The organism is Vibrio ziniensis (assembly GCF_011064285.1).
Lineage (GTDB): Bacteria > Pseudomonadota > Gammaproteobacteria > Enterobacterales > Vibrionaceae > Vibrio > Vibrio ziniensis.
In genome coordinates this window covers 613,218-638,497 of sequence record NZ_CP049332.1, presented here as the reverse complement: position 1 = coordinate 638,497, position 25,280 = coordinate 613,218, and the positions used below count along the sequence as shown (strand labels likewise).

At 40.8% G+C, this 25,280-nt stretch carries 28 protein-coding genes; 14 read left to right on the top strand and 14 right to left on the bottom strand.

Annotated features, from left to right (window positions below):
* The first annotated feature begins 45 nt into the window (after positions 1 to 45).
* A complete protein-coding gene (locus G5S32_RS17880; protein ID WP_165313517.1) occupies positions 46 to 1,215 on the top strand; it encodes a GGDEF domain-containing protein in 1,170 nt (389 codons plus the stop codon).
* Here G5S32_RS17880 and G5S32_RS17875 read toward each other — a convergent pair.
* The gene (locus G5S32_RS17875; protein WP_165313516.1) at positions 1,196 to 1,489 is read right to left on the bottom strand and encodes a hypothetical protein; all 294 of its coding nucleotides are present in this window, start codon (positions 1,487 to 1,489) and stop codon (positions 1,196 to 1,198) included. The genes G5S32_RS17880 and G5S32_RS17875 overlap by 20 nt on opposite strands.
* A gap of 216 nt (positions 1,490 to 1,705) precedes the next feature.
* Between G5S32_RS17875 and G5S32_RS17870 the strand changes: the two genes are divergently transcribed.
* Positions 1,706 to 2,554 carry a pirin family protein gene (locus G5S32_RS17870; RefSeq protein WP_165313515.1) on the top strand — a complete coding sequence of 283 codons (849 nt, stop codon included), beginning with the start codon at positions 1,706 to 1,708 and terminating at the stop codon, positions 2,552 to 2,554.
* 162 nt (positions 2,555 to 2,716) lie between these two features.
* Here the strand turns inward: G5S32_RS17870 and ppnP are convergent, their stop codons facing one another.
* Positions 2,717 to 2,998 (bottom strand): pyrimidine/purine nucleoside phosphorylase, encoded by a 282-nt coding sequence (ppnP, locus tag G5S32_RS17865; protein ID WP_165313514.1) that lies wholly within the window; start codon positions 2,996 to 2,998, stop codon positions 2,717 to 2,719.
* Between the two features lie 343 nt (positions 2,999 to 3,341).
* On the opposite strand from ppnP, the gene G5S32_RS17860 reads away from it, so the two are divergent.
* Positions 3,342 to 3,776, top strand: coding sequence for a DUF2850 domain-containing protein (locus tag G5S32_RS17860; protein ID WP_165313513.1), 435 nt, complete (start codon positions 3,342 to 3,344; stop codon positions 3,774 to 3,776).
* Here the strand turns inward: G5S32_RS17860 and G5S32_RS17855 are convergent.
* Positions 3,773 to 5,140, bottom strand: coding sequence for a TrkH family potassium uptake protein (locus G5S32_RS17855; protein ID WP_165313512.1), 1,368 nt, complete (start codon positions 5,138 to 5,140; stop codon positions 3,773 to 3,775). The genes G5S32_RS17860 and G5S32_RS17855 overlap by 4 nt on opposite strands.
* Positions 5,137 to 5,799 carry a potassium channel family protein gene (locus G5S32_RS17850; protein WP_165313511.1) on the bottom strand — a complete coding sequence of 221 codons (663 nt, stop codon included), beginning with the start codon at positions 5,797 to 5,799 and terminating at the stop codon, positions 5,137 to 5,139. Before G5S32_RS17850 ends, G5S32_RS17855 begins: the two co-directional genes overlap by 4 nt.
* A gap of 212 nt (positions 5,800 to 6,011) precedes the next feature.
* On the opposite strand from G5S32_RS17850, the gene G5S32_RS17845 reads away from it, so the two are divergent.
* From G5S32_RS17845 to G5S32_RS17835, 3 genes are read left to right on the top strand one after another with little or no spacing between them, the layout of a single operon-like run.
* Complete coding sequence (locus tag G5S32_RS17845; RefSeq protein WP_207621658.1) at positions 6,012 to 7,097, top strand: mechanosensitive ion channel family protein; 1,086 nt, start codon at positions 6,012 to 6,014, stop codon at positions 7,095 to 7,097.
* Positions 7,098 to 7,120: 23 nt separating this feature from the next.
* The gene (locus G5S32_RS17840; protein ID WP_165313509.1) at positions 7,121 to 7,870 is read left to right on the top strand and encodes an AzlC family ABC transporter permease; all 750 of its coding nucleotides are present in this window, start codon (positions 7,121 to 7,123) and stop codon (positions 7,868 to 7,870) included.
* On the top strand, positions 7,867 to 8,184 hold the full coding sequence (locus G5S32_RS17835) for an AzlD domain-containing protein (RefSeq protein ID WP_165313508.1): 318 nt from the start codon (positions 7,867 to 7,869) through the stop codon (positions 8,182 to 8,184). The genes G5S32_RS17840 and G5S32_RS17835 overlap by 4 nt, the downstream gene beginning before the upstream one ends.
* A gap of 89 nt (positions 8,185 to 8,273) precedes the next feature.
* On the opposite strand, the gene G5S32_RS17830 is transcribed toward G5S32_RS17835, so the two are convergent.
* On the bottom strand, positions 8,274 to 8,888 hold the full coding sequence (locus G5S32_RS17830; protein WP_165313507.1) for a fumarylacetoacetate hydrolase family protein: 615 nt from the start codon (positions 8,886 to 8,888) through the stop codon (positions 8,274 to 8,276).
* A 110-nt stretch (positions 8,889 to 8,998) separates the two neighbouring features.
* A complete protein-coding gene (gene ohrR, locus G5S32_RS17825) occupies positions 8,999 to 9,466 on the bottom strand; it encodes a transcriptional regulator OhrR (RefSeq protein WP_165313506.1) in 468 nt (155 codons plus the stop codon).
* A gap of 112 nt (positions 9,467 to 9,578) precedes the next feature.
* Between ohrR and ohr the strand changes: the two genes are divergently transcribed.
* From ohr to G5S32_RS17805, 4 genes are all read left to right on the top strand, one after another.
* Positions 9,579 to 10,004, top strand: coding sequence for an organic hydroperoxide reductase Ohr (gene ohr, locus G5S32_RS17820; RefSeq protein WP_165313505.1), 426 nt, complete (start codon positions 9,579 to 9,581; stop codon positions 10,002 to 10,004).
* A gap of 189 nt (positions 10,005 to 10,193) precedes the next feature.
* Positions 10,194 to 11,108, top strand: coding sequence for a porin (locus tag G5S32_RS17815; RefSeq protein WP_165314191.1), 915 nt, complete (start codon positions 10,194 to 10,196; stop codon positions 11,106 to 11,108).
* A 578-nt stretch (positions 11,109 to 11,686) separates the two neighbouring features.
* The gene (locus tag G5S32_RS17810) at positions 11,687 to 12,583 is read left to right on the top strand and encodes a DMT family transporter (protein ID WP_165313504.1); all 897 of its coding nucleotides are present in this window, start codon (positions 11,687 to 11,689) and stop codon (positions 12,581 to 12,583) included.
* Between the two features lie 40 nt (positions 12,584 to 12,623).
* Positions 12,624 to 13,244 carry a glutaredoxin gene (locus G5S32_RS17805; protein ID WP_165313503.1) on the top strand — a complete coding sequence of 207 codons (621 nt, stop codon included), beginning with the start codon at positions 12,624 to 12,626 and terminating at the stop codon, positions 13,242 to 13,244.
* Between the two features lie 80 nt (positions 13,245 to 13,324).
* On the opposite strand, the gene G5S32_RS17800 is transcribed toward G5S32_RS17805, so the two are convergent.
* From G5S32_RS17800 to G5S32_RS17780, 5 genes are all read right to left on the bottom strand, one after another.
* Positions 13,325 to 13,465: a hypothetical protein gene (locus G5S32_RS17800; RefSeq protein WP_165313502.1), complete on the bottom strand. Its 141-nt coding sequence runs from the start codon at positions 13,463 to 13,465 to the stop codon at positions 13,325 to 13,327.
* A 400-nt stretch (positions 13,466 to 13,865) separates the two neighbouring features.
* Complete coding sequence (locus tag G5S32_RS17795; RefSeq protein ID WP_165313501.1) at positions 13,866 to 14,216, bottom strand: hypothetical protein; 351 nt, start codon at positions 14,214 to 14,216, stop codon at positions 13,866 to 13,868.
* Positions 14,217 to 14,362: 146 nt separating this feature from the next.
* Positions 14,363 to 15,676, bottom strand: a complete 1,314-nt coding sequence (gene shyA, locus G5S32_RS17790; protein WP_165313500.1) for a peptidoglycan DD-endopeptidase ShyA — start codon at positions 15,674 to 15,676, stop codon at positions 14,363 to 14,365.
* 188 nt (positions 15,677 to 15,864) lie between these two features.
* Positions 15,865 to 16,164 (bottom strand): isoamylase early set domain-containing protein, encoded by a 300-nt coding sequence (locus G5S32_RS17785; protein ID WP_165313499.1) that lies wholly within the window; start codon positions 16,162 to 16,164, stop codon positions 15,865 to 15,867.
* Positions 16,165 to 16,318: 154 nt separating this feature from the next.
* Entirely contained in the window at positions 16,319 to 16,948 is a 630-nt protein-coding gene (locus G5S32_RS17780) for a hypothetical protein (protein ID WP_165313498.1), read from the bottom strand.
* A 256-nt stretch (positions 16,949 to 17,204) separates the two neighbouring features.
* Between G5S32_RS17780 and G5S32_RS17775 the strand changes: the two genes are divergently transcribed.
* The 4 genes from G5S32_RS17775 (at position 17,205) to G5S32_RS17760 (ending at position 22,479) form a co-directional block, all read left to right on the top strand.
* On the top strand, positions 17,205 to 18,881 hold the full coding sequence (locus G5S32_RS17775; protein WP_165313497.1) for a SulP family inorganic anion transporter: 1,677 nt from the start codon (positions 17,205 to 17,207) through the stop codon (positions 18,879 to 18,881).
* Positions 18,882 to 19,269: 388 nt separating this feature from the next.
* Positions 19,270 to 20,649 (top strand): YjiH family protein, encoded by a 1,380-nt coding sequence (locus G5S32_RS17770; RefSeq protein ID WP_165313496.1) that lies wholly within the window; start codon positions 19,270 to 19,272, stop codon positions 20,647 to 20,649.
* 262 nt (positions 20,650 to 20,911) lie between these two features.
* Entirely contained in the window at positions 20,912 to 21,382 is a 471-nt protein-coding gene (locus G5S32_RS17765; RefSeq protein ID WP_165313495.1) for a putative pterin-binding protein, read from the top strand.
* The gene (locus G5S32_RS17760; RefSeq protein ID WP_165313494.1) at positions 21,379 to 22,479 is read left to right on the top strand and encodes a GGDEF domain-containing protein; all 1,101 of its coding nucleotides are present in this window, start codon (positions 21,379 to 21,381) and stop codon (positions 22,477 to 22,479) included. The genes G5S32_RS17765 and G5S32_RS17760 overlap by 4 nt, the downstream gene beginning before the upstream one ends.
* A gap of 108 nt (positions 22,480 to 22,587) precedes the next feature.
* Here G5S32_RS17760 and pstB read toward each other — a convergent pair whose 3' ends face one another.
* Genes pstB through pstC form a run of 3 tightly spaced genes read right to left on the bottom strand, consistent with a single transcriptional unit; the run spans position 22,588 to position 25,191 of the window.
* Positions 22,588 to 23,337, bottom strand: a complete 750-nt coding sequence (pstB, locus tag G5S32_RS17755; protein WP_165313493.1) for a phosphate ABC transporter ATP-binding protein PstB — start codon at positions 23,335 to 23,337, stop codon at positions 22,588 to 22,590.
* A gap of 34 nt (positions 23,338 to 23,371) precedes the next feature.
* Positions 23,372 to 24,259: a phosphate ABC transporter permease PstA gene (pstA, locus tag G5S32_RS17750; protein ID WP_165313492.1), complete on the bottom strand. Its 888-nt coding sequence runs from the start codon at positions 24,257 to 24,259 to the stop codon at positions 23,372 to 23,374.
* A gap of 5 nt (positions 24,260 to 24,264) precedes the next feature.
* Positions 24,265 to 25,191, bottom strand: a complete 927-nt coding sequence (gene pstC, locus G5S32_RS17745; protein WP_165313491.1) for a phosphate ABC transporter permease subunit PstC — start codon at positions 25,189 to 25,191, stop codon at positions 24,265 to 24,267.
* Positions 25,192 to 25,280 lie beyond the last annotated feature (89 nt).

The window sequence follows — 25,280 nt, the reverse complement described above, 5'->3', positions numbered from 1 at the left end:
TCCTAGACTTTAATCGAGTTGGTTTGTATCTAGGACGATTTAATAATGAATAAACTGATGGGACATCAGTTAAAGGAGATGGCAGAGCTTAGTTCAGTCAGAAAACACAAAGTCATATTATTAGGTTCACTTGTATCAATCGTTGCATTTGCATTTTATGGTTATCACCATTTAACGAATAATAACTATATCTTTGGTTTTTTATGTATAGCTAGCTTTATCATTACCTCCGCTAATCTGGCTTACCTGATAATTGCAAAAAGACCCAAATACAATGATGTCATCCTTACTTTAGTGATGTTGACACAAGGCTTTATGGTTTTTGTTTACGGAACAGAGTTAGAGAATCGCTTACTGTGGGTATATCCGATACTCGCAGCTATTATATTCATCAACACATTTTCAGCCGGTTTAGTCATCAGTTGTGGTTACTGTGCACTAATTGGGATTGCCATATTCGGTCAACATGTTTCTATTAGCAGTGACATACTTGCTGCAGAACGTTTCTTCATTAGTCTCGTCGCTATGTGTGCAGTTTGTAATACATCATCCTATTTTTATTCTAAAGCCATCAACTATATCAATTCACTCTACCTAGAAGGAATCGAGAAACTCGCCTATCGAGATCACCTTACTGGTCTAGCTAATCGTTGGAGCTTTGAAAGTTGGGCAGAGAGAAAGTTGTCTGAAACTCACCAAGACGGAAGGATTACTGCATTGGTGTTTCTGGATATCGATAATTTTAAACACATAAACGACAGCTACGGCCATGAAATGGGTGACAAAATTCTCAAAAATTTTGCGCATAGAATTAAGAATAATGTTCGAACTAGAGACAGAAAAACGAACAAGGCAGACTACTCGATAGCGAGATTCGCCGGCGATGAGTTTGTATTACTGCTTTACGGTGTAAATTCATTACAAGACTTGGACAACATCCTACACAGAATTTGTCATCTATTTGATAGTAAATACAAAGATAAACAGTTACTTAGCAATGTAACCATCAGTGTAGGTGCAGCTTTATACCCTCAAGATGCAGACAACCTTGCAGAATTAACCCGCTGTGCTGATAAAGCTATGTATGCAGCTAAACACAACGGTAAAAACCAATATTACTATTATCAAAACATTAGTGACCATCAAACCCAGATGGCGAACTATAGTGAAGGAAATGTTACACCGATATTGAGAGCTACTGAGTCAAATACATGACGGCCAATCCCAGTATTGCAATGAACACCATATACATCGCATATTGATGTGAACTTCGTTTACCGCCTTTAGATTTAGCTGCAAGTCTATGCTCTGTAAATCTTGTTCTACGAACAACTTCGATAATCGACGGATCTTCACTTCTTTCGACTTCTTCACGTTGCTTCTGTGCTTTATTGGCAGCTCGTGTATACCTGTGTAACTGATCTACCGTGAGATCGTCATTCGGGTCATAGTGAGGATTCTGGTCAGTATGTTTGGGAAGAACGGCCATGGTAACCTCCTTGTCCGCTTCGCATTCTATTTAAGTATAGACCAACAAAGATGTTGGCTACCGAAGGCACACTCGTTGTATACACTCATTCGAAATAATTGAATGACTTCCTCGACTAACACCTCTCATCCTTTTTCAATTCGTCTACTACAATTCGAACATAGTCTAAAGGTCTGCCGACCTTATTTACGATATAAAAGTTACGGTATAAAAATTATGAGTACACATCGTGAAATCCGCCAAATTATCCCAGCTCAACCAACGTCTGACGGCGACGGCGTAAAAATTCAGCGTGTTGCAGGCTTTAACAACGCTGCTTTTTCTCCATTTTTGATGATGGATGAACTCAAATCAGACCAGCGTTCAGATTATGTAGGAGGCTTCCCTCCACACCCACATAGAGGTATTGAAACTCTGACCTATATGCTTAAAGGTCACTTTGAACATAAAGATCATATGGGCAATGTGGGTTCACTTCGCACTGGTGGTGCACAATGGATGGCTGCAGGACAAGGTGTTATTCATAGTGAAATGCCCATCATGCAAGACGGTGACCTGCACGGTTTTCAAATCTGGATCAATCAACCAGCACGCGACAAAATGAAACCTGCTCAGTACCATGATTTCCAACCTGAAACAATTACTGAGTTCAGAGATGAAAAGCTTGCATTATTGAGAGTGTTAGCTGGTGATATCACAGCTAATAATACCAAGTTACAAGGGCCACTAACGAAAACCGGAGTACCAGTCACTATTGCTGACTGGCAAAGTGTTGCTGGCAGTAGCGTAACCGTGCAAACACCTCAACATCACAATACGATGCTCTACGCCTATAAAGGTAGTATTAAGGTGGGTGAACGAGTACTTATGCAAGGTGAGTTTGCGTTGCTGTCTAGCGGGGAATCTTTCTCGATGACAGCCAATGACACAAGCGGTGTATTAGTGTTCATTGGTGAGCCTATTAATGAACCTGTGGTGCACTATGGGCCTTTTGTAATGAACTCGATTCAGGAAATCGAACAAGCGATAAAAGATTATAACTCAGGTTTATTCGAAACTTATTAATACATTGAATTTGAAAGGCCACTTTGGCTTTTCTACTGCTCTTAGATTTAACAGCTAATGAGCAGTTGGACAAAAAGAGAATAATCCACTGCCCATTCCTTTTTGTTTTACCACACTAGTAACTCATAAAATGAGTAAACTAGTGTGGTCCTTTACCTAGTATTATAGGTATTCACATAAATAAGCTGTAGACGCTTCAACTTTCACGTCAAATGATGAGTTTCCAGCGACTTCAAAAGCGTCACCGCTTTCAAATGTCATCCAGTCTTTGTCACCAATACGTTTAATAGTTAGTGCACCTTTAACAACGGTCATGCACTCAGGGCTACCAGTGTTGAATGTATAAGTTCCTGGAACCATTACTCCAACAGTAACGTCGCTATCTGCGTGGGTAAAACCTAAAGACTTAACGGTGCCTTCAAAATAACTGTTTTCCTTAATCATCGTTCTTCCTTGTAAATTATCAATTGCTTGCTAGTCCAAGCTACAGCGTATTGTTTTAACGCATTACAATCTTTGATTCAAGACGCAAAATATCCACATTATTTTTATTGATTTGGAGCTAAGCACGAAATCCACTGCAAATTCAAATGTAACAATTGGCGATCAGACTGTGACTTTTAACGATTGACTATGCTGTAATACTCACAGTTCAGAACAGATGAAGAGCGGATAGCTAGCTAAATCCGGTATGATGCTTTAAATGCTAAGCCATTTAATGGTACTTTTAGTAAACGTATGAAAAAACCCACAAAATGAGCAAGTCGTCGGAGTAATTAGTAACCACATGTCAAACGAAGCAATATTTAAATCCGTATTCGCCACGACCTTAGGTATAGCAGCATTATTGTGTGGTTCTATGATTTATTTTGGTTACCAATCCTACACCAATCCTTCTCAAGTCTACGGATCATGGATCGAAATTAATGCCCCAGGCTACCGTACTGAAGTATTGACGCTAAATGACCAAGGCGTATTTCGTAATCACCGATTAATTAGCACTAGCTTTGAATATGATGGCAAGAACATCAAGATTGAAACAGGACAAGGTCGCTCAATCTATGCTTTAGCAGGAACAGACAAATCACCACAACTAAAACGTATTCAACCTTCATCACCAATTCAGCGTTTCATCAAACAAGGGTTTGAAGACACCATTGATACCTCAGGCGGAGCAGAAACACGCCGAAGAGCTATCACTAACCACTTCGAGCAGAACTAACCTGTCAGCACGGTATCCTCAGGATACTTCAATAGAGTTGGCTGAGGAGTTGCGAGCATATAGGCAAGAGTTAACGGCCCAATACGCCCAATAATCATCACTACCACCATGATGTACTTACCCGGTTCAGAAAGCTCTGCCGTTAGTCCCGTAGATAAACCAACGGTAGCGAATGCTGAAATCGTCTCAAACAAAATATGGTCAAAACTGGCATTAACTTCCGTGATCATCAGCAAGAACATCGCAATTGTAAGTAATGCCCCACTGACGACGATAATCGCAAGTGCTTTCGTTACGGTTGGCCAGTTAACACTACGGCGAAACATAACAACATGTTTTTTCTGACGCAAGAAAGCCCATGTAGCAACGAATGCAACCGCAAAAGTTGAGACTTTAATACCTCCCCCTGTCGAAGTAGAACCTGCCCCAATTAACATCAAGATAATCATCACTAACAATGCTGGGCGAGTATACTGAGCAAGATCGACACTGTTAAATCCCGCCGTTCTTGCTGTCGCTGATTGGAAAAATGCGGCTAGCCATTGCGATTCCAAATCCAAATTTTGCATAGTACTGGGGTTGTGCCTCTCTAAAAGCCAGAACAATACCGTTCCCACCAGCAATAGCATTGGCGTTGCCGTCAGCATAATTTTGGTATGTAAGCTGAAACGCTTAATGCCTTTTCGCCAGTTGGTCCAAACATCTCCCACAACAGTGAAGCCCAACCCACCAAAGATAAACAAACTGGAGAGTGTAATGATCACTAGAGGGTCTCCCACATAGCCCGTCATGCTATCGGAAAACAGTGAGAAACCTGCGTTATTAAAAGCTGAAATTGCATGGAAAAGCGCATAAAACAGCCCTGTTGACCACCCTAATTCCGGCACCCAACGAAACGACAAAAGAATAAAACCCATGCATTCTGCCAGCAGTGCAAAAGTAATGATTTTCTTCACCAATTTACGTAAGTTAATTGCACGGTCTTGTCCTAATGCATCTTTAGCTAGCGCCTGTTGATTCAAGCTTAATCGCACCCCAAACAGGTATAACAATACTGCCGACAGCGTCATTTGCCCTAAGCCACCTATTTGCATCAAAGCCATCAGCAGAATTTTTCCTGCTAACGTAAAGTGCTGTCCGGTATCTACCACACCGAGTCCCGTTACACTGATCGCGGAAGTTGCAGTGAACAGTGCATCAGAAAAACTTAAACCAGATACTGAAAATACGGGAAGGGTCAGTAAGATTGCGGAAGGTATCAGTACCCACAGGAAGCTATATAAGATGATCTTGGGTTCAGAGCTTTTCTTTTCTAAATGCTCTTTTTCCAAAGGGTAGAAAACACCGCTGCGAAATAAACTCATAAAGATTTCAACTTAGCCATTAACACATCTTTCGGGCCAGCAACGATCAACATATCCCCAATTTCCATGACTTTATCGAGCCCAGGGTTTTTAATTATTTCAGGGCCCCTCTTAAACCCTAAAACTTGAATTTCGTCATTCTGGCAGAGACTCAGTTGACCAATAGTTTTCCCCATCAAACGCGAACCAATAACCACTTCCGTCATCGCAAGGTTACTTCCTAGCTCTTGGAACTCTAACACGCGTTTATCCAACATTTTACGAGCGACACGAACACCCATATCACGCTCAGGCATGATGATATGGTCAGCACCAATTTTTTGCAGAATTTTGGAATGGAACTTGTCGCTCGCTTTTACCCAAACCGATTTTACACCTGACTCTTTCATTACGAGAGTGGTCAAAATGGAAGCGTTAACATCCTCACCAATGGATACCATCACCATATCGTAATCGCTGAGCTTAAGCTCAGCTACAGTATCTTCTAGAGTACAGTTAGCAACGACTGCTTGAGTAACAAATTGAGTTGCTGCTTTTACTTTTTCTTCATTCACATCAACAGCCAGTACTTGAGCACCAGCATCTGCCAACTCTTGGCATACCGATAAACCAAAGCGCCCTAAGCCGACGACGGCAAATTGCTTATCACGAATTTTCATTTTCTAGCCTTACTAACTTAAATGGTTATCCAGCTTTACGGATGCTAACCATAATAATGACAACAATTACCAAACGTGTTGAATAATCTTGGTCTACTTTTTAAATATCATAGAATGGTCTTAAAAATTCGCCACTTAACTCACATAATCTAGAGAATTAACCTACTTTCTGTTAATTTAGATGAGGAAAATGACATCAAGTTCGGATGGATATGAACGATTTATTAACAGATATTCAGAATTCACAATATCTAAAAGGCTGGGATAACAGCGTAATTTTTATCACTTTAGCAAGTTTAGTTGCATGGGTTGTTTGGCGCTTCATCTATAGCCATTTATTCAACATCAGTGAAAAAACTAAATTTCACTGGGATGATCTTATATTACACGCATTAAAAACCCCAATAAGTACCCTAATCTGGTGCTGGCCTGCGACCATTTCTCTGGGGCTACTGCTAGATGATAACATTCAAAGTAAATTCAGTTGGTTAGCAACAAGTAAAAAGCTCATGCTTGCTGCCATTTTCATATGGATACTGATTCGTTTAGCTCTTAACGTCGAGCACTACCTTCTCCAAGATAAACGACGCGACGAAACGACTGTCCAAGCGGTAGGCAAGGTGTCACGTCTAATCATTTTGACCATTGGTTTACTTTCGGTGATGCAAACACTGGGAGTCAGCTTGAGAGGCTTGCTAACTTTTGGTGGTGTCGGTGGTTTAATTGTCGGTCTTGCGGCAAAAGATCTTCTCTCTAATTTCTTCGGTGGTCTAATGATTTACTTCGACCGCCCTTTCAAAGTTGGCGAATGGATACGATCTCCAGATAGAGAAATTGAAGGTACCGTGGAGCGTATTGGTTGGCGGATGACAATCATCCGGACATTCGACAAAAGGCCTCTCTATGTGCCAAATTCCGTATTCAGTAATATCATCGTAGAAAACCCTTCACGCATGAAGAACCGCCGCATATATGAAACCATAGGTCTGCGTTATCAAGATGTCGACAAAATGGCTATCATTGTCGCTCAAGTTCGTGACATGTTAGAAAATCATGAAGATATCGATGCAGAACAAACCTTAATCGTCAACTTCAACGCATTTGGTGCTTCTTCGCTCGATTTCTTTATTTATACCTTTACAGAAACCATTAATTGGGTTCGCTTTCATGAAGTGAAGCAAGATGTCATGTTGAAAGTGATTGATATCATTCATCAAAATGGTGCCGATATAGCTTTCCCTACTCGAACTCTAGTCATAGAACCAAAAGAAGCAGCCTTCCTGGAAGATTCGAATTAGTTTAATGAAATTAAGGATAGTTTATGAATAGTACGGCTCTATCAAAACATGCCGTAGACTCAAATCCACGGCTTTTTTGGCAAGGCACAGTTGCTATGCTACCCCTGAGCGTAGCCGTGTTACCTTGGGGACTACTTGCAGGCTCTTTTGCTATTGAGGCCGGACTCAACCCATTGGAAAGCCAAGCACTATCGGCAATATTATTCGCAGGATCAGCTCAGCTAGTAGCAACTGGTATGATTAAAGCGGGTGCGGGTCTCATGACAATGATGATCACCACCTTTTTTATCACATCGAGACATTTTCTTTATAGCGTGTCGATGAGAGCAAAAATTAGCCCATTACCTACCCGTTGGCGAATCATACTTGGCTTTCTACTCACTGATGAGCTATTCGCATTATGTGGTCAACAAAGTGAAAAGCAGTTTAACCATTGGTATGCATTAGGTGCAGGGCTGAGTTTTTATCTCATATGGAACTTGGCCACTTTAGTCGGAATTGTCGCAGGTAGTTACATCCCCTCACTTAGCTCAATTGGATTAGATTTCGCTGTGGCAGCAACATTTATCGCTATCGTCGTTCCGAATGTAAAGAGTATCCCTATTCTTGTTTCGGTGATCACTGCGCTCGTTCTATCCGTCGCTCTAACAATGCTTAACGTAAACGGCAGCTTAATGTACGCCAGTATAGGGGCTATGTTGACTGGATACTTCGGGGAGTTGGCCCTCGCGAAAAGGACCGTGAGAAACAAAGAATCAGGAGATGAAGCATGATTATTCTCTCCATTTTGGCAATGACCTGTTTGGTTTTCCTAAGCCGCTACCTTTTCTTAGAGCCAAGACTACCACTTCGACTCAGCCCAGGAGTACAAAAGTTACTGAGTTATTCAAGTCCTGCAGTTCTAACGGCAATTTGGGCCCCCATTGTTTTTACTCACGGCAATACTCTTAATGCTTCAGCCCACAACCCTTATCTTTGGGCGGCAATGTTGGCAGGTATTATTGCTTGGAAGACAAAAAATGTACTATTGACCGTTGTGGTAAGCATGGCTGCATTTTTAGTGCTTAACTTGATTGTTTGGGGATAGAAAGTTTTGCGAAAGCGAAATAAGTAGAACTTTGATTTCCCTTCTTACTTTATTTAAAAAATGAAAGTAAGAAGGGAATGAAACACTGGTTACTCTGCTGCCCATTCAATTTCGATAAGTGTTTTGTCGCCACTTTTTAAGCGACCCAAGAACACGTCTCCACGATGCACTTCACCTACGCCCTGTGGTGTACCAGTCATAATGACGTCGCCGTCAAACAAAGTAGTGTATGACTTCAATTCGTTGAGAATCACAACAGGTTTATACATCATCTGCTCAACGCCACCAGCCTGCACTCGCACACAGTTAATAAGCAACTCAAGATGCAAAGATGCAATATCTATATCACCCAATGGAATAAAACGGCTGAACACTGCTGAACCGTCAAATGCCTTTGCGCGTTCCCAAGGCAAACCTTGCTTCTTCAATTCGGCTTGTAGCTCTCTCTTAGTAAGATCTAGCCCCAGACCCACCGCTGAAAACTGTCCATCTTTAATAAGAAAGCAGATCTCTGTCTCGTAATGCAGCGTTTCTTGATGGAAGGAACTTAACGTTGAAGTGACGCTACTGTTTGGTTTGTTAAATACTACCATTTGATCCGGAATGGCATTATTTAGCTCTTTAATATGCTCAACATAATTGCGCCCCACACAGACTACTTTTGATGGGTAGACATGTTGCTCATCTAATCGAACTGAGTACATTTTTCTTCCTTGAACAATGAGTGAGCGAAAATTTTATCTCATCCGTTTAATTCAACAACTAAATTGATGAATGTGAAACTAAAACTAAGATCTTTGACTCGCTTTTCCGATTAAGACAACTTCGCAATGACCTTTTCGCAAAGTGTTTTTAACGAAATAAGCTCGTCCAATTCGAGATCAAGCTTACACAGCATAGCGTTTGGTACAGACATCGCTTTCCTTTTTAACGCAAAACCTTCATCTGTCAGGAAGAGCTCACGTACACGCTCATCTGACTGCCCACGTTTCCGAGTCACGATCCCTTTGCTTTCAAGACGCTTTAAAAGTGGGGTTAGCGTCCCTGAATCAAGATGTAATCGTTCGCCAAGTATCTTTACGTTAATGCCGTTTGTTTGCCACAGCACCATCATAACCAGATATTGAGCATAGGTAAGATCAAGGGTATCAAGCAGTGGTCGATACGCACGAACAACCGCATTAGCAGCACTATACAAAGGAAAACAAAGTTGATTATCAAGCAATAATAACTCTTCTCTTGTCAGTGAATCGACACTCTTACCTGTTACACAATGACTCATGTTTCTCTCTCTCAAAATAAGTTGTGCACAATATACTTGCATTCTACCTAAAGATCGAATTAATATTGCTAACAATTAAATTGCACGCAATATATTTTAAGGTAAAAAAAACATGACAACTATCTATACAACAAAAGCAACTGCACTAGCAGGCCGTAACGGAAAAGTTTCAACTGAAGACGGTCTACTATCCGTAGACTTGAGCTACCCAACAGAAATGGGTGGCAATGGTACAGCCACTAACCCGGAGCAACTGTTTGCAGCAGGCTATTCAGCTTGTTTCTCAAATGCGATACTACATGTGGCTCGTGAAGCGAAAGTAGCGCTTAAATCAGCGCCTGTAACTGCAGAAGTTGGCATCGGTCCAAATGAAAATGGTGGATTCGCTCTAACAGTTAGCCTCGAAGCTAAGCTCGATCTTGAAGAAACTTTGGCTATTGAACTAGTAAAAACCGCTCATCAAGTATGTCCATATTCAAACGCAACTCGCGGTAATATCGCTGTAGCGTTAACCGCAAACGGTGTGAAAATCGCTTAATTCATAATCGATTCGCATTAAAGCTCACCAAATGGTGAGCTTTTTCATTTTTCTTCAATAAAAACAAAATACAAACGTCAAAGACTAGAAATATTTCTGTCATCGAATAAATTTAACTTACCTCAATCGAAATAGGAGCAATGACGCTCGCCAAATTGATTAAGGTAATAAACTGTACTCGCATCTACTATTTTCTCTGCACTGATTTCAGGTTCAGCTCTGGCAGCAACGGTTTATAAAACAGATGATGCTGAACTTAAAGTTGGTGGTCGTGCGGAAGCTGCATTTAATATTTCTGATGATAATGAATCAGATGAAACTAGCGCTTTCAAAGACAAATCTAAAGCTCGTGTTAATCTAGTGGGCAAAACAAATATTTCGGATAATCTCTACGGCTTTGGTAAATATGAATCTGAATTTACTACTGATTCAGACGATACATCTACGATTAATAACCGTTACTTCTTCGCCGGTCTTGGTACTTCTTTTGGTGAATTTTCATACGGTAAACAAGACTCGGCACAGGTTCAAGTAACAGACTTTACCGATATGATGAATACTTTTGATGAAGCTGCTGCGGACTTAATTGACGCAAACAAAGACAAACGTAAAAACAACTTCGTTTACTCTGGTAAGTTCGATGCTTTATCAGTTAAAGCTAACTACATTGCTTCAGAACAAAAAGATAACAACTCGTTTGGAGCATCTGCCGTATATGGCTTTGACTTCGGTTTGAAACTGGGTTTAGGTTACACATCTCAAGATCAGGGGACCCTTTCAGAAGACCAATTGAACTTTGGCGTGCAATACAAACTTAAAGCATTAACCCTTGGTGCAATTTACGGTACGGGGACAAAAGTGTCTAACGACGCTGAAGTCGATGCAGAAATGTACGAACTGGCAACCAAATACAGCTTTGGTTCTACAACACTGATCGCTGCTTATAATTACCAACAAGTAGATAGTGCTGACACGAAAGACCAAATAGCACTAGAAGTAGAGCATAAGTTCAATAGTAGCTTACGTACTTACGCAGGTTATATGTTGCAACAACTAGACAATAAAGATAACCAATTGCAGGCTGGTATCCGTTACGATTTCTAATCTGTAGTAATACCCTCCCAAGGGAAGTCCTTTTGGTCAGATGTAAATCTGACCTTTTTTATTTGCACCAGATCACAGCGTGCTGCTCCATGAAGATGCACGTAACTTAATTGTACAAAAACGCAAAATAAACATAACCTATTGTAATCAAAGAAAAACAATTATTGGCACAGTAAATGCTTTATATAAATTACAAATGCAGGCAGCGTTTGTGCTTCTTTTCAGTGATAAGGCAGAAATCACTGGTCACTTCATGTTCTTTCGGCCTCCTTTTAGGAGGTCTTTTTTTATGTTCGCTATACCATTCTCACGATTAATCTGTTCAGTATTATGCAATAAACACGGAACGCAAATCCGCACTTATTGTTTAAAAAGAACTCCATCCTTGGGGCTCCTCCGAGCCTTCCATGGCTCGAAGGGTTTGCTTATCGCTATTCAATGTTTATTTGAATGGGAAATTGATGTGGTTGGTGTTACCTCAAATATCTTGAATAGCTCCAACAGATAATCTCGATTGGATTCCCTGTAATTAGAACGTATCATTCAACAAAATTATCTATCATAGCTAAGCATTTCAAATGAACGGAAGACACCAGCCAATCCATGGCGCATTTTGGATGTTAACAGCAGGGTTAGCTTTTGCTGTTGTGAATAGTGTGACACAAATTGCGAGCATCCAGTTTGGGCTCAGTTCAACGACTGTTGCTCTGATTCAATATGCAGTCGCAATAGTGGTTATTGTTCCTTATTTAAAAACACTGGGAGTTCGCCAACCATTACGTACTCAATATTTAGGTTGGCACGTGTTTCGTGTTTTCTTAGCGGTTATAGGCATTCAGTTGTGGCTGTGGGCGCTAGCTTACCCTGTACCAATTTGGCAGGGTATTGCTCTACTTATGACTTCACCTTTATTTGCAACCGTTGGCTCAGGTTTGTTACTAAAAGAAAAAGTTGGTGTTGCACGCTGGAGTGCCACTCTTACAGGGTTTATTGGTGCAATGATCATTTTGGAACCTTGGGCTGAAGATTTCAGTTGGGCTACTCTGCTTCCAGTTGGCGCTGCATTTTTCTGGGCATGTTATTCACTAATGGTTAAAAAATTATCTGCGGTTGATAGTCCTTCAACGATGGTGGTTTATCTATTGCTTCTCATCACGCCTTTTAACTTACTTCTTGCAATTCCTGAATGGCAAACTCCTGTCGGCGGTACTTTGTGGGCCTTGCTGATAGTGGCCGGAGCCATGACCGCACTTGCTCAATGGGCAATAGTAAAAGCATACTCTGTTGCCGATGCGTCGTTTGTACAACCATTTGACCACGCCAAACTTCCATTGAATGTACTTGCTGGTTGGATGGTCTTTGGCTGGGTACCTCCAGGTCGATTATGGTTAGGAGCAATCATAATCATTTTGTCTGTTGCATTCATTACTCAATGGGAAACTAAGAAAACACATGCTGAAATTAAAACAGCCTGAGTTCGTTCTTATGTTGTAAGTAATCAAGCAAAGGTTAACTATGACAAAACCAATTAACATTACTTTATACCGATGGGCTGGTCACTTTGGCCCCTTTAAAGTGAGTATCCCATGCGGCGAATGCACCCTGACTAAAGACATTCTCATTGATACGTTTAAAAATGAGCTCGCAGACGTCCCTATCGAGCTAGAAGTTAAGGATTGGCTTTCTAATTGGTGGGAACCCTTAAAATATGGAGCTTGGCATGCTCCTATCGTTATTCTTGAAGGGAAAGTGATCTGCCAAGGTGAAGCTCTCAACAGAGGAATTCTGGTACAAACTGCGATTCAGGAATGGGTAAAACGTGATTCTTTGAAAGGTAATATTGTTTATGGCAAAGAGGCTTGCCCATATTGCGCTAAAGCTAAGCAGTTACTCCACGATTCAGGTATTACTTATCAATACTTTGATGTGGTAAAAAGTGGTGCTGCTTTATATAGAATGATTCCAGAAGTTAAAGCGATCATTGGTGAGAAAACACCAGTAACCGTACCCCAGATTTGGATAGAGGGGAAATACATTGGTGGTTGCAATGAGCTTGAAAACTGGCTGAAACAGAGAAATATCGCCGATTTTACGTCAAACTCATCAAAAAACGGTGATACTGCTAACCACAGATAGAGTGGCGGTGAAAGGTAAAAACCCCACAAATGGAGCAACATCTGTGGGGTTTTTGAATATTGAAATCTAACAATTTTTGATTATTTACTTGTTTTCTTAAAAATTGTCTTGATTAGTGATTTTTTCTTTGGCTTTTCTTTACCGTAGAGAGCTTCGTCCATTACTTGCTTAACAATAACTTCGCTCATAAGAGTGTATGCTGAACCTAGTTGGTAATTCATAATCCTTCTCCGATATTGTTGTAAGTTTATTACCTGACCTTTATGTGAATAATATCACATAAAATCAAACAAACAAGACTTATATCACATTTTTTGGTTGTTAATTTACCTAAAAGACACAGCAACAATCAAATCCATTAACATTTAAGAACACAAAAAAACCCTGAGTTTTTTCAACCTCAAGGCTTTCCAGAAAATTTAATTATGTGGTATTACTGACTGGCGTTCTTATTAAACAATAAGTGGGTGTTTTCATTCGGTACTCATTGCCTAATACTGAACAAATTAATACTGAGTTTGATATAATAGTATAACGCTGTAATTCCTTTAAACTTATCGCCAACAGCAAAACACTCAGTTAGCTACAAAAGACGCAAATCAAACTATAGTACTTTGGCTATTAGCTTCTCTTCGGTTGCTTATACGTTTTGCCGGCAGCCTGATACGTATCGCTTTGTTTAACTTCAAAATTAATATCAAAGAACCAAGCAACAAATTTGATCACATCATCACCTTCATTCATAACGTGCTCTACAAACTCTTGCTCGGCACCTAGTTCATTCTGCTGTAAAGTTACATGATAGATGCGCTTCTCTCCTTCAACTTCAGCCAACTCAAACTGACCTGTTAAGGACTGGGCAGCTTCTGCAATTTCTTCATCTTCGCTTGCTTTAAGCAGCTCTAGAGCCTGAGGTAGATTTTCTTTCTCACATAGGCTTTTTACTAATGCTTCAAAATCGTTTTGCTGCATAAAATTCTCTCCTCGATAAATTACGGGCGGATTATATACGCAAAATTAGAAATTTCGATACTGACACCGTTGTCATCCATCTATATTTCGCGCATAAAAAAGCCCTATTCAATGACAGGGCTCTTATTCACAGCTAATAGTAACATCTAGCCTTCTTGAGAAACATCTTTGATATTCGAAGCAATCATGCTCTCTTTGTCATCAAGTATTTTGTTTAGCTCATCTCGACGAGCCAAGAACAATGAAATTTCACTTTTCGGTACCGATGTTGCCATTGGGATGTTTGCTTTCATTGCATCTACCGGACGTCCACGAACAATCAACTCATAGTGTAAGTGTGGTCCCGTTACACGCCCTGATTGACCAGACAAACCAATTCGTTGACCACGAGTCACTTTCTGCCCTTTACGCACCAATATCTTGCTTAAATGCAAATAACGAGTTGTATAGGTGTTGTCATGTTTAATCACAACATAGTTGCCAGCATAAGGATGATTACGAGTCATAATCACTTCACCATCCCCCGTGGATAGAATTGGAGTACCTACTGGAGCGGCAAAGTCAGTCCCGTTGTGTGGAGTAAACAAACCAGTAACAGGATGATGACGGTTAGGATCGAAACCTGATGACATTCTCCAATGTGTTTTTGTTGGATAACGCTGAAAAGCACGTTGAAGACTGTTGCCATCTTTATCGTAATATTGGCCATCTGTATACAGATAAGCGGAGATTTCGTTACTACGATTAAAAATTTTAATCGCCTGAATCTCACGGTTTCCAGTCAGTTTTTCACCGACATATTGACGTGATTGTACGACTTCAAATTGATCGCCTGCACGTAAATCTCGTGCAAAATTTACTTTATCTTTTAGCAAGGCAACGATTTGGTCTATCTCTGTACTACCTAAGCCTAACTTGTTTGCTGACTGCGAGAAGCTACCCTGAATTTCACCGACAAGAGCAAACTCTTTCCATCGGCTCGGTAACACTACATCCTTATACTCATAGCTTCCATCGTCAACTCGAGAATACACCGCTCGCTCGACCAGACTAAATTCTAGCTCCATTTTGGCCAGAACTCGTTTATCGTCACCGGACCAGAAACGCAAAATATTGCCGGGTTTCAATGTATCCAATGCCAGATAGTTTAAATCTGTTTCCGTAATCTTCATCAGGGCTTGATAGGAATAACCAAGCTGATTAAAGATGCTACTTAAATTATCACCAGATTTGATGACATACTCGTAATCAGGAAGTGGCGCACTCTCTTGCTTTGATTCTCCGAAAAGGATTTCTACAACATCAGTCTCTGGAAGAGATAAAGCAATACGTCGCTGATTTGATTCAGGATTTGAAGACAACAAGACGGCTGCAGCAACTACAATAGGTAACCCTATTGCAAAGGCTTTCTTTCTTTTTGAAAGCTCTGAAAATCGCAAAATAACAGATTTTGAAAGCACAACCTTACCTGTGTGAATGATATAAAAGAGGCACAGATTACGGCTTTCTTATCAAAATGTCATTATTGACCGAGTAAAGAAACGTAAAAAGGCACAAAAGTGCCTTTTTATATATTTCGTTTATAGCGCAAGTTTAGCTCTAAGTAGCTCAAAAACATGACTCTTAAACATATGGGATCTAAACCAAATTACTGATGTGTAGAAACCATGCAATTATCTTCGCCAAAACCATTTGGAATGTATTGATCCGCCTGCGGATCATTCACCCAAAGCTCTTCATCCAATAAATATCGAAATTGATAGTTTGAATCTTTCGGTAGTCGCGCCTTAAACTTAAAAACACTGGTTTTAGGTACTTTCTTCATAGGCTGAGGTTGCCAATCAAGGAAGTCTGCGACGATAGCCACATTCGATGCAACATCTGGGGCGTCTAGCTCGAATGTCACTTCTACTTCATCTTTTGTCTTAAAGAAACGCTTATTAATCATGTCAAACTCCATTTTTGCTCAAAAAGTGTTCAGCTAGGCAAATGATAGAAACTCAATCACAAACTTTCAAATTCAGCCAAGATGTTTACTCAGACTAATGAGTAGCACTAAGCTATTTTCCTGCTATGTTCCAACCATTCAAGAAACGAAGCTTTTAGTTGGATGTAGATAGCTGATATTTCTCTGATATCGAAAATAGTATAGACACAGATTCTGTGGGTGCCTCAGAAAAAGCCATATTATTTGCATGGCTTAACAACGAAACGGTAACTTGGCTAGCATTTTGAGTCAGGGACAACACTTCGATGCGATCCCCCAACAATTGGCTACTCACCATAACCATCCGCGATCTAAGCTCATCATATTTGAATAAAGCCAAATAGTTAAATACACCAGAGCCTTGATTTGAAACACGAATGACTGACACATACCTGTAATTTTCTTCAACATCCTCAAGCTTGAGCATCAATTGGGTATCTAAAGCTACAGAGCCTCTCTCCCGACCTGAATCATAATCACCGATAACCCAACGATGCTGATCGTCCCAAGATTCCATAAAGGCATAACTCGGAGTATCAGGAACAGGTACAGTAATTGGATATGGCACATTTAACCCAAACACAGCTTGAACAATCGGGTCTCGCTGCTGTATCGTGCTCGGAAACTTGGCCATTATTTGTTCATCAGAGATTGAAAAGCGGTAGATACCCGCAAACACAACGATCACAAGTAAAACAATCGGCGTGAGCAGCACAAGAGGAATAGGTAAAAGACGAGTTTTCATAATACTTATAGGTTATTGTTATATTCGGCGTGTCCACTATAACTCAAGCATCCTGACATTAAGAGCATTGACCCCATAACCTATTGGTAAAAATTCATTAACAGGCGCTTTCTTCACACATTTGAATCCTAAAAATAGGTCAGCTTAATAAAGCATTTTCAACAAAAAATGTATCCGAATCCTACCTTTACAGGACATAAAATGAGCGTAGAATCAAACGCCGTTCGATTACCACTTCATTTATAAGGCTATTGGTATGTTTGCCATCTATGAATCCCACAAAGCAGGTCTACTAAAAAGTAAGCATTGGCTAAACAACTTAAGTGCGGGATTGATTGTCGGCGTGGTTGCCCTTCCTTTAGCGATGGCATTTGCCATTGCATCAGGTGTTAAACCTGAACAAGGTATTTATACTGCGATTATTGCTGGTTTAATTGTATCTATCTTTGGTGGTTCGAGAGTTCAAATCGCGGGCCCAACTGGCGCATTTATTGTTATCTTAGCGGGTATTGTTGCTCAATATGGTGTTGGTGGCTTACAAATTGCTACTATGATGGCAGGAGTCATTCTGCTCATTCTTGGAGTGACTAAGTTAGGCAGTATTATTCGCTACATTCCAGATCCTGTTATCGTTGGCTTTACCAGCGGCATTGGTGTCATCATTTGGGTTGGGCAATGGCAAGATTTCTTCGGACTGCCTCAAATCAGTGGAGCGCATTTCCACCAAAAATTGATTTCTATTTTCAACGCTTTTCCACAGTTTCATTTAACAACTACTTTATTAGCTTTACTCTCCTTAGCTTTAGTGATTTTCGGTCCTAAAATTCCAAAGCTATCACGTATTCCTGGACCTTTGTTAGCACTCCTAGTTATAACCACACTGCAATACTTCGTTGGGTTTGACGGCGTACGTACTATTGGTTCCGCTTTCGGTGGTATCCCTCAAGGTTTACCTGAACTTTCGGTACCCGATATCTCTTTCTCGCAAATCATTCAGCTGATCGGCCCTGCCTTTGCTATCGCAATGCTAGGCGCAATTGAATCACTGCTTTCTGCTGTCGTTGCCGATGGTATGTCTGGTACCAAACACAACTCCAACCAAGAACTTGTGGGTCAGGGTATCGCTAATATTATTGCTCCTATCTTTGGCGGGATTGCTGCTACGGGTGCTATTGCACGTACTGCAACAAACATTCGCAATGGAGGTAACAGCCCATTAGCTGGCATTATTCATGCGCTAACGTTGGTTGTGATTCTTTTAGTGTTAGCACCATTAGCCGTTAATATCCCACTTGCAACACTGAGTGCCATTCTATTTGTAGTAGCTTGGAACATGAGTGAGATCCCTCACTTCATTAAGCTGATAAAACGAGCACCAAGAGCCGACGTCGCAATTCTATTGATTACCTTCAGCTTGACTGTATTTGCGGATTTAGTCGTCGCTGTAAACATAGGTGTAATTATCGCAATTCTTCACTTTGTCAAACGCATGGCTTCAAGTGTGGAAGTGAAAGCTCCAACAGCTGAAGAATTGAATCCTGATTTACAACGTCATGGCAAAAATGCATTACCACGAGAATTGGCTATTTATGCACTCGATGGACCGTTCTTCTTCGCCGCTGCAGAGACTTTCGAACGAGTGATGACCAGTATTCAGGAAACGCCGAAAATTTTAATCATCCGTTTGAGATGGGTACCGTTTGTCGATATTACTGGTTTGCAAGCGCTCGAAGAGATCATTGAAAATTTCCATCATAGAAATGTCACGGTACTGATTTCTGGAGCTAACCCACGCGTTACGCAGAAACTAAGCCGTGCCGGAATTATTCATTTAGTCGGTGAAAACAATGTCTATAAAAATTTCGATGACGCACTGCGTGAAAGCCTAAATGCTATTGATAGGATATCTTTAACAAATACAGATCCAACTTGATACCGAAATAAAACAATCTTCCCGTGTCAATCCTTAGATTCAAGCTCTTGGTCGAATAACCAAGAGCTTTTCTTTATAATTCTATAACTTAGATAAAGAAAACCATTTTCACCCTGCATTTCAATCTTTAAGTCTGTGCCCAACCTCACAATAAATGCACAAACCATTTTCTACAAATTCGCCACCAGTGTAACAATAACGAAACAAATCACCATGATTTGACATTCTCAGAGTGCAAAGGAATGAATATTTACCCTTTTTTGATGAATAGTATTGCTATGAGACCAAAATATAGATATTCTCGCGCCAATGAGTAAATACGGATGTTTAGTGAATTAATATACCAAGGATATGGTTTTAATTGACTAGTAGTAACACGAGAAAAATAATGCAAGATAACGCTCAAACATTAGATACTCCAGTAGAACAGAAACCTGCTGGAAGCTTATGGATGTTCCTGATCCCTTCTTTGATCGGGGTGTTCCTATTTATGGCACCGATCAGCTATGACGGTTCATTTACAATTCCTGTCGCTGTACTAGCAAAATCAGTACAAGCTTTATTTGGTGACTCTTTAGTTGCAATACTAACCACAATTATCGCATTTATGTCGGTAGCATCTTTTGCGACGAAACTTTTTAAACCGGCATTCATTGTTAAAAATTCATTCTTAAACAGTCTGTTTAACCCTTCATGGTTATGGTTAACTGTACGAGTGATTGGTGGTGCTGCCGTACTTATGACTTTCTTCCAAGTTGGCCCTAAAGCTATTTGGGAAGAAAACACAGGTGGCTTAGTTTTGGAAGGTCTACTGCCAACGCTGTTCTCTGTGTTCATTTTTGCAGGTCTACTATTACCACTACTGCTTAACTTTGGCTTGTTAGAGTTAATGGGCGCACTTCTAAGCAAAGTGATGCGTCCGCTATTTAACCTACCTGGTCGCAGCGCTATTGACTGTGTGGCTTCTTGGTTAGGCGATGGTAGTGTTGGTATTCTGCTTACGAGCAAGCAGTATGAAGACAAATTCTATACTCAACGTGAAGCAGCTGTTGTAGGCACTACATTCTCAGCTGTGTCTATTACGTTCAGCCTAGTGGTTATCGCTCAAGTAGAATTAGAACACCTGTTCCTACCATTCTATGGCGCGATCTGTTTAGCTGGTTTTATAGCAGCAATCATCATCCCTCGCTTACCACCACTAAGCTTGAAAAAGAATACGTTCATAGATGGTTCAAAACCTGAAGCTGATGCTGACGCAATTCCTGCGGGGCACTCTTCACTATCTTGGGGTATGGAACTTGCGCTGAACAAAGCTGGCCAAGTAAAGTCATTCAAATCTGTTTTCGGCGAAGGTGTTCGTAACGCTATCGACATGGTATTTGGTGTACTTCCTGTTGTTATGGGTCTCGGTACCGTTGCACTAGTCATTGCTGAATACACGTCTGTATTCTCTGTACTAGGTCAACCATTCATTCCTTACCTTGAATTGCTAGGCATACCAGAAGCTGTACAAGCATCTGAGACTATTGTTGTTGGTTTTGCAGACATGTTTATTCCAGCAATCTTAGCTGCTTCAATCGACAATGAAATGACTCGCTTTGTTATCGCAGCAATGTCTGTAACTCAGCTAATCTACATGTCTGAAGTAGGTGCACTGATGTTAGGCAGCTGCATTCCTGTTAACTTCGTAGAACTATTTGTTATCTTCATTCTACGTACGTTAATCACACTGCCAGTTATTGCCGGTGTAGCGCACATGATTTTCTAAGTTCTCTTGGAACTTAACGAGAAAAGGCTTCATTGATTGAAGCCTTTTTTCTGAATAGATAAAACCCTCGCCATATGCCTTTCAAAATTTAATTCACTTTGTTGCATAATTTCGCAACGTATAGTCCAAAATCGCCTAACTTAAATGCTATTTTTATTAATAAAAAATAGAACTGGCTAGATATGCACCGTATAATTTTGTAAGAAAATTCTGCGCAAACTTCTCGACTATAACGCTCAACTTATAACAGTGAATAAATAGAATGAAACGGATTTTAGTAGTAACTCTACTTTTTATGAGCACTTTCGCTTCGGCTTATGACTTAACAATAAAGCTGCCGAATCAAGAGCCCATCGTTATGTCGATGAATCAACTTAAAAGTGTACTACCCGTTACCGCTTTTACTACTCACACTCCATGGAGCGATAACGACCAACCTATCTCCCTCACTGGTTTTACCATGCTTGATTTACTGAACTATATTAAAGCAAAAAATGTTGCCAGTGTTTCTTTCATTGCTTTGAATGACTATTCCTCTTCTACATCTATTGATGATTTAAAACGTTACAAGCCAATCGTTGCTTATTCGTTGGATGGTGAGCCCATGCGTGTTCGTGACAAAGGTCCATTCTGGTTTATTTACGACATGTCGACGTACCCGCAAACCGATAGCCCGGGATATCACACCCAAATGGTGTGGCAGATAAAAGAAATTTCAATTAAATACAAATGATTGCAGCCCCTAATAGTAAACAGCTACATCCTATTATTCAGCGAACAAAAACGTTACTGCTTTTCGTTTCTGTTATTTTAATGATCGCCAATCTTTATACCCTGACTTCAACGCAAGATTTGGCGCGTTCTTACACTTATAAACAGCATAAAGCGACGTGGTTTTTGTTTTATCTGACCAAAGAGTTTACTGAGCTTGTGTCTGTGATGCCTTACGCATTAGATACACCAGAAACCCTAGAGAATGTGAAACTGAAATACGAACTAACCTGGAGCCGATTTGATCTAATTTTACATAATAGCGAAGCAGATGAATTCCTCGAAATCGATGGTACCTTGCACTATTTCAAAAAAACATTCGACAAATACAAACTACTCGAACCTTTATTACTCAATATTACTGACGCTCAATCTCTTGAGAAGTTCACCACCAAAACCGAATTGCTCTATCAAGATGTTATAAAATACATTAACGATAATTTCAAAATTCAAAGCCCCATGTATTTGGTGCAGAAACGACAGGCTCAGTTTGTAACTAACATTCAATATGCACTGATTTTGCTGCTATTTCTTTCTATCGGGTTGGTAAGTTTTATCTGGTACAAAGAAGCTCAATACCATCGTTTGTTAGCTTTAACTGACCCTCTGACAAATATTGGTAACCGCTTATCTATGTTCCAATCCATTTCTCAACGACCTAAAAGCAATAAATATTCGCTGTTTCTTTTAGACTTGAATGGATTTAAAGCGATTAACGATGAATTAGGGCATTTAGCTGGTGACTCCGTATTAAAACAAGTCACCAAACGCTTATCTCATATCCCAACCTTTGATTTTGAACTGTTCCGTATGGGTGGAGATGAATTTGCTATCATCATCAATAGTGCAGATGAATTGGAACTGGAAGGGATGCAAACGCTGATCGAACAATGTTTTGAACAACAATTTGTTGTTGGCGACAATCAATACCGCCCATTAAACACCAGTATCGGTGTAAGCTCCTATCCTCAGGATGGTGACGATATCAACCAGCTAATTCACATTGCAGACCAGAAGATGTATGCAATGAAGTACCAAAAAAAAGGCCCCTCATTGTGAGGGGCAAGATTACCATCGCTTTATAGTTATATTGTGTTTAGCCAGTAAGCGTTGTTAGTGATGACGTTTATTAGACAGTGATAACGGCTATTGATAACCTTGTGGCGATTAACCGAAATCACCGTTCACATAGCCCTTTGTTCTGTCATCTTTTGGTGAGTTGAAAATCACTTGTGTATCGTCGTGCTCCACTAACTCTCCCATTAGGAAGAATGCTGTGCGGTCTGAAATACGGCGAGCTTGCTGCATTGAGTGCGTTACGATAACGATGGTGTAGTTTTTCTTTAACTCTTCCATCAGTACTTCAATTTTATGCGTCGCGATTGGATCCAGTGCAGACGTTGGTTCATCCATCAGAATGACATCAGGTTCCATTGCGATAGTGCGAGCAATACATAGGCGTTGTTGTTGACCACCAGATAAACCAAATGCGTGCGATTTCAAACGATCTTTCACTTCATCCCAAAGTGCTGCGCCACGCAGCGAGCGTTCCACCACTTCATCAATGTGTTTCTTATCTTTTACACCTTGAGCACGCAGACCATACGCAACGTTTTCGTAGATGCTCATCGGGAATGGGTTTGGCTTTTGGAAAACCATACCTACGCGTATACGGATGTCTGCAACATCAACGTTGCCATAGATATCCTGACCGTCCATCTCCAGTTTACCTTTGATGGTTACGCCTTCAATCAAATCATTCATGCGGTTTAAACAACGCAAAAGTGTAGATTTACCACAGCCTGATGGACCAATCAGTGCTGTTACTTGGCGTGTTGGAATTGGCAGGTTAATAGATTTCAGTGCTTGGTTTTCACCGTAGAATAAATCTAGATTTTCAATATTAAATTTGTTCATTTTCTGTCTCTTAAATTCTGTCAGTCGTCTTGGATTAGTAAGTTGCAGTGTTGAATCGCTTAGCGATTAACTTGGTTACCATGTTGATGAGCAACACTACAACAATCAGCACAGTCGCTGTTCCATACGCTTGGTTCCACTCTTCAATCGTGAATAACTCAGTCGTTAATTTGTATAGGTGAACGGTTAGTGTTCTGCCTGAATCTAATAGTGAATCAGGAACACGCGCTACCATACCTGCGGTTAAAAACACAGGAGCCGACTCACCAATTACACGACCAATACTCAGAATGACGGAAGTCAGAATACCCGGAATCGCACTTGGTAAAATGAGACGCCAAATGGTGTAAATTTTGGAAGCGCCAAGACCGTAAGAGCCTTCGCGGTAAGTTTGCGGTACCGCCATCAATGCTTCTTCAGTGGTACGAATGATGACTGGAAGAATCAAAATACTCAGCGTTAACGCACCCGATAATATCGAAAATCCAAGCCCAAGAATGACAACGAAGAAAGTCATACCAAACAAGCCGAAAATGATCGATGGAATACCAGCCAATGATTCAGTACAGAATCGAATAACCTTCACCAACTTGCTGCCCACTTTGGCATATTCGGTGAGGTATATCGCCGTCATGATGCCCATTGGTGCTGCTACAGCTATTGATGCGATAACCATGTAGATGGTTGAGATGATCATCGGGAATATACCGTGCTCATCGCCAGTACGAGTGTAGTTATCTGTTACGAATGCCCAATCAACGTGTTTTAAGCCGTTCGATAATATGTACCAGATAATCCAGAACAGAAAGCCAACCGTTAATGCCGCAGCAAACCAGATAAGCACGCGTAAAACGTTATCTTTAAATTCACGTGCTTGTTTTAGCTTTGCACGGTCCGCTTGATTGTATTTTGCGTGATCCATGTTGATTACCTCGCTTTCTCACGGTTCAGGTACAGAAGAGCAGCGTTAAGCATCATAATAAACACCAGCAGAACAACGCCTGTTGCATAAAGAGCATTTGCGTGAACACCACTTGCGTAAGACATCTCAATCGCGATGTTTGCCGTTAGAGTACGAGCAGAATCCAGAATACCTTCTGGCATTGCAGGCGCGTTACCCATCACCATGATGATTGCCATGGTTTCACCCAGAGCACGACCGATACCTAGAATCACACCAGTCATAATGCCTGAACGTGCTGCAGGAACGAGAAGTTTGAAAATGGTATAAATGTTAGAAGCGCCAAGTGCTAATGAACCTTCTTTGTATGCGCGAGGCACAGCACGAATAGACGTCTCAGATACCGTGATTACAGTAGGTAGAATCATCACACCAAGAACGATGATACCTGCAAGAATGGTGTTACCCGCTGGGACTTGGAAGATGTTCTGAATAAGAGGAACGATGATAACCAAGCCGAAGAAGCCATATACCACAGAAGGGATACCAGCTAACAGCTCAACAGCAGGGCGAATCACGTCAGCCACACTTTTCGGCGCAATTTCAGCGATGAAAACAGCTGTAAGTACACCAATCGGCACACCAACAATAACGGCACCGAAGGTAGATACTACAGAAGCCACGATCATAGTCGCGACGCCGTATAATGCAGGAGGCAGCCAATCTTGGCCTAGAACGATTCCAGAAACACCTGCTTCTTGGAATGCCGGAATACTCTCTTTAACGATGAAGTAGGCAATAACAGATAAAGAAACAATACCGATAACGGCACTTGTTAAAAACAAACCGTGGAAGAAACGCTCTTTCCAATCGACTCTTTTCTGCACGCGCAACTTACGTTTTGCTTGCGTTTTTTCGATATCCATAAGCTTTTCACTATTTGCGATGGTCATAGATGTTCTCAATCTCACCTACCGAGCAAGCTAAAACGTATCAGTTCGTCGGTATGTAATACAAAAGCCCAGCCCAAATGCGGGCTGAG

Coding starts and splice junctions, on each gene's coding strand:
- G5S32_RS17880 (WP_165313517.1), top strand. CDS start 46: ATGAATAAACTGATGGGACATCAGTTAAAGGAGATGGCAGAGCTTAGT.
- G5S32_RS17875 (WP_165313516.1), bottom strand. CDS start 1,489: ATGGCCGTTCTTCCCAAACATACTGACCAGAATCCTCACTATGACCCG.
- G5S32_RS17870 (WP_165313515.1), top strand. CDS start 1,706: ATGAGTACACATCGTGAAATCCGCCAAATTATCCCAGCTCAACCAACG.
- ppnP (WP_165313514.1), bottom strand. CDS start 2,998: ATGATTAAGGAAAACAGTTATTTTGAAGGCACCGTTAAGTCTTTAGGT.
- G5S32_RS17860 (WP_165313513.1), top strand. CDS start 3,342: ATGTCAAACGAAGCAATATTTAAATCCGTATTCGCCACGACCTTAGGT.
- G5S32_RS17855 (WP_165313512.1), bottom strand. CDS start 5,140: ATGAGTTTATTTCGCAGCGGTGTTTTCTACCCTTTGGAAAAAGAGCAT.
- G5S32_RS17850 (WP_165313511.1), bottom strand. CDS start 5,799: ATGAAAATTCGTGATAAGCAATTTGCCGTCGTCGGCTTAGGGCGCTTT.
- G5S32_RS17845 (WP_207621658.1), top strand. CDS start 6,012: ATGAACGATTTATTAACAGATATTCAGAATTCACAATATCTAAAAGGC.
- G5S32_RS17840 (WP_165313509.1), top strand. CDS start 7,121: ATGAATAGTACGGCTCTATCAAAACATGCCGTAGACTCAAATCCACGG.
- G5S32_RS17835 (WP_165313508.1), top strand. CDS start 7,867: ATGATTATTCTCTCCATTTTGGCAATGACCTGTTTGGTTTTCCTAAGC.
- G5S32_RS17830 (WP_165313507.1), bottom strand. CDS start 8,888: ATGTACTCAGTTCGATTAGATGAGCAACATGTCTACCCATCAAAAGTA.
- ohrR (WP_165313506.1), bottom strand. CDS start 9,466: ATGAGTCATTGTGTAACAGGTAAGAGTGTCGATTCACTGACAAGAGAA.
- ohr (WP_165313505.1), top strand. CDS start 9,579: ATGACAACTATCTATACAACAAAAGCAACTGCACTAGCAGGCCGTAAC.
- G5S32_RS17810 (WP_165313504.1), top strand. CDS start 11,687: ATGAACGGAAGACACCAGCCAATCCATGGCGCATTTTGGATGTTAACA.
- G5S32_RS17805 (WP_165313503.1), top strand. CDS start 12,624: ATGACAAAACCAATTAACATTACTTTATACCGATGGGCTGGTCACTTT.
- G5S32_RS17800 (WP_165313502.1), bottom strand. CDS start 13,465: ATGAATTACCAACTAGGTTCAGCATACACTCTTATGAGCGAAGTTATT.
- G5S32_RS17795 (WP_165313501.1), bottom strand. CDS start 14,216: ATGCAGCAAAACGATTTTGAAGCATTAGTAAAAAGCCTATGTGAGAAA.
- G5S32_RS17785 (WP_165313499.1), bottom strand. CDS start 16,164: ATGATTAATAAGCGTTTCTTTAAGACAAAAGATGAAGTAGAAGTGACA.
- G5S32_RS17780 (WP_165313498.1), bottom strand. CDS start 16,948: ATGAAAACTCGTCTTTTACCTATTCCTCTTGTGCTGCTCACGCCGATT.
- G5S32_RS17775 (WP_165313497.1), top strand. CDS start 17,205: ATGTTTGCCATCTATGAATCCCACAAAGCAGGTCTACTAAAAAGTAAG.
- G5S32_RS17770 (WP_165313496.1), top strand. CDS start 19,270: ATGCAAGATAACGCTCAAACATTAGATACTCCAGTAGAACAGAAACCT.
- G5S32_RS17765 (WP_165313495.1), top strand. CDS start 20,912: ATGAAACGGATTTTAGTAGTAACTCTACTTTTTATGAGCACTTTCGCT.
- G5S32_RS17760 (WP_165313494.1), top strand. CDS start 21,379: ATGATTGCAGCCCCTAATAGTAAACAGCTACATCCTATTATTCAGCGA.
- pstB (WP_165313493.1), bottom strand. CDS start 23,337: ATGAACAAATTTAATATTGAAAATCTAGATTTATTCTACGGTGAAAAC.
- pstA (WP_165313492.1), bottom strand. CDS start 24,259: ATGGATCACGCAAAATACAATCAAGCGGACCGTGCAAAGCTAAAACAA.
- pstC (WP_165313491.1), bottom strand. CDS start 25,191: ATGACCATCGCAAATAGTGAAAAGCTTATGGATATCGAAAAAACGCAA.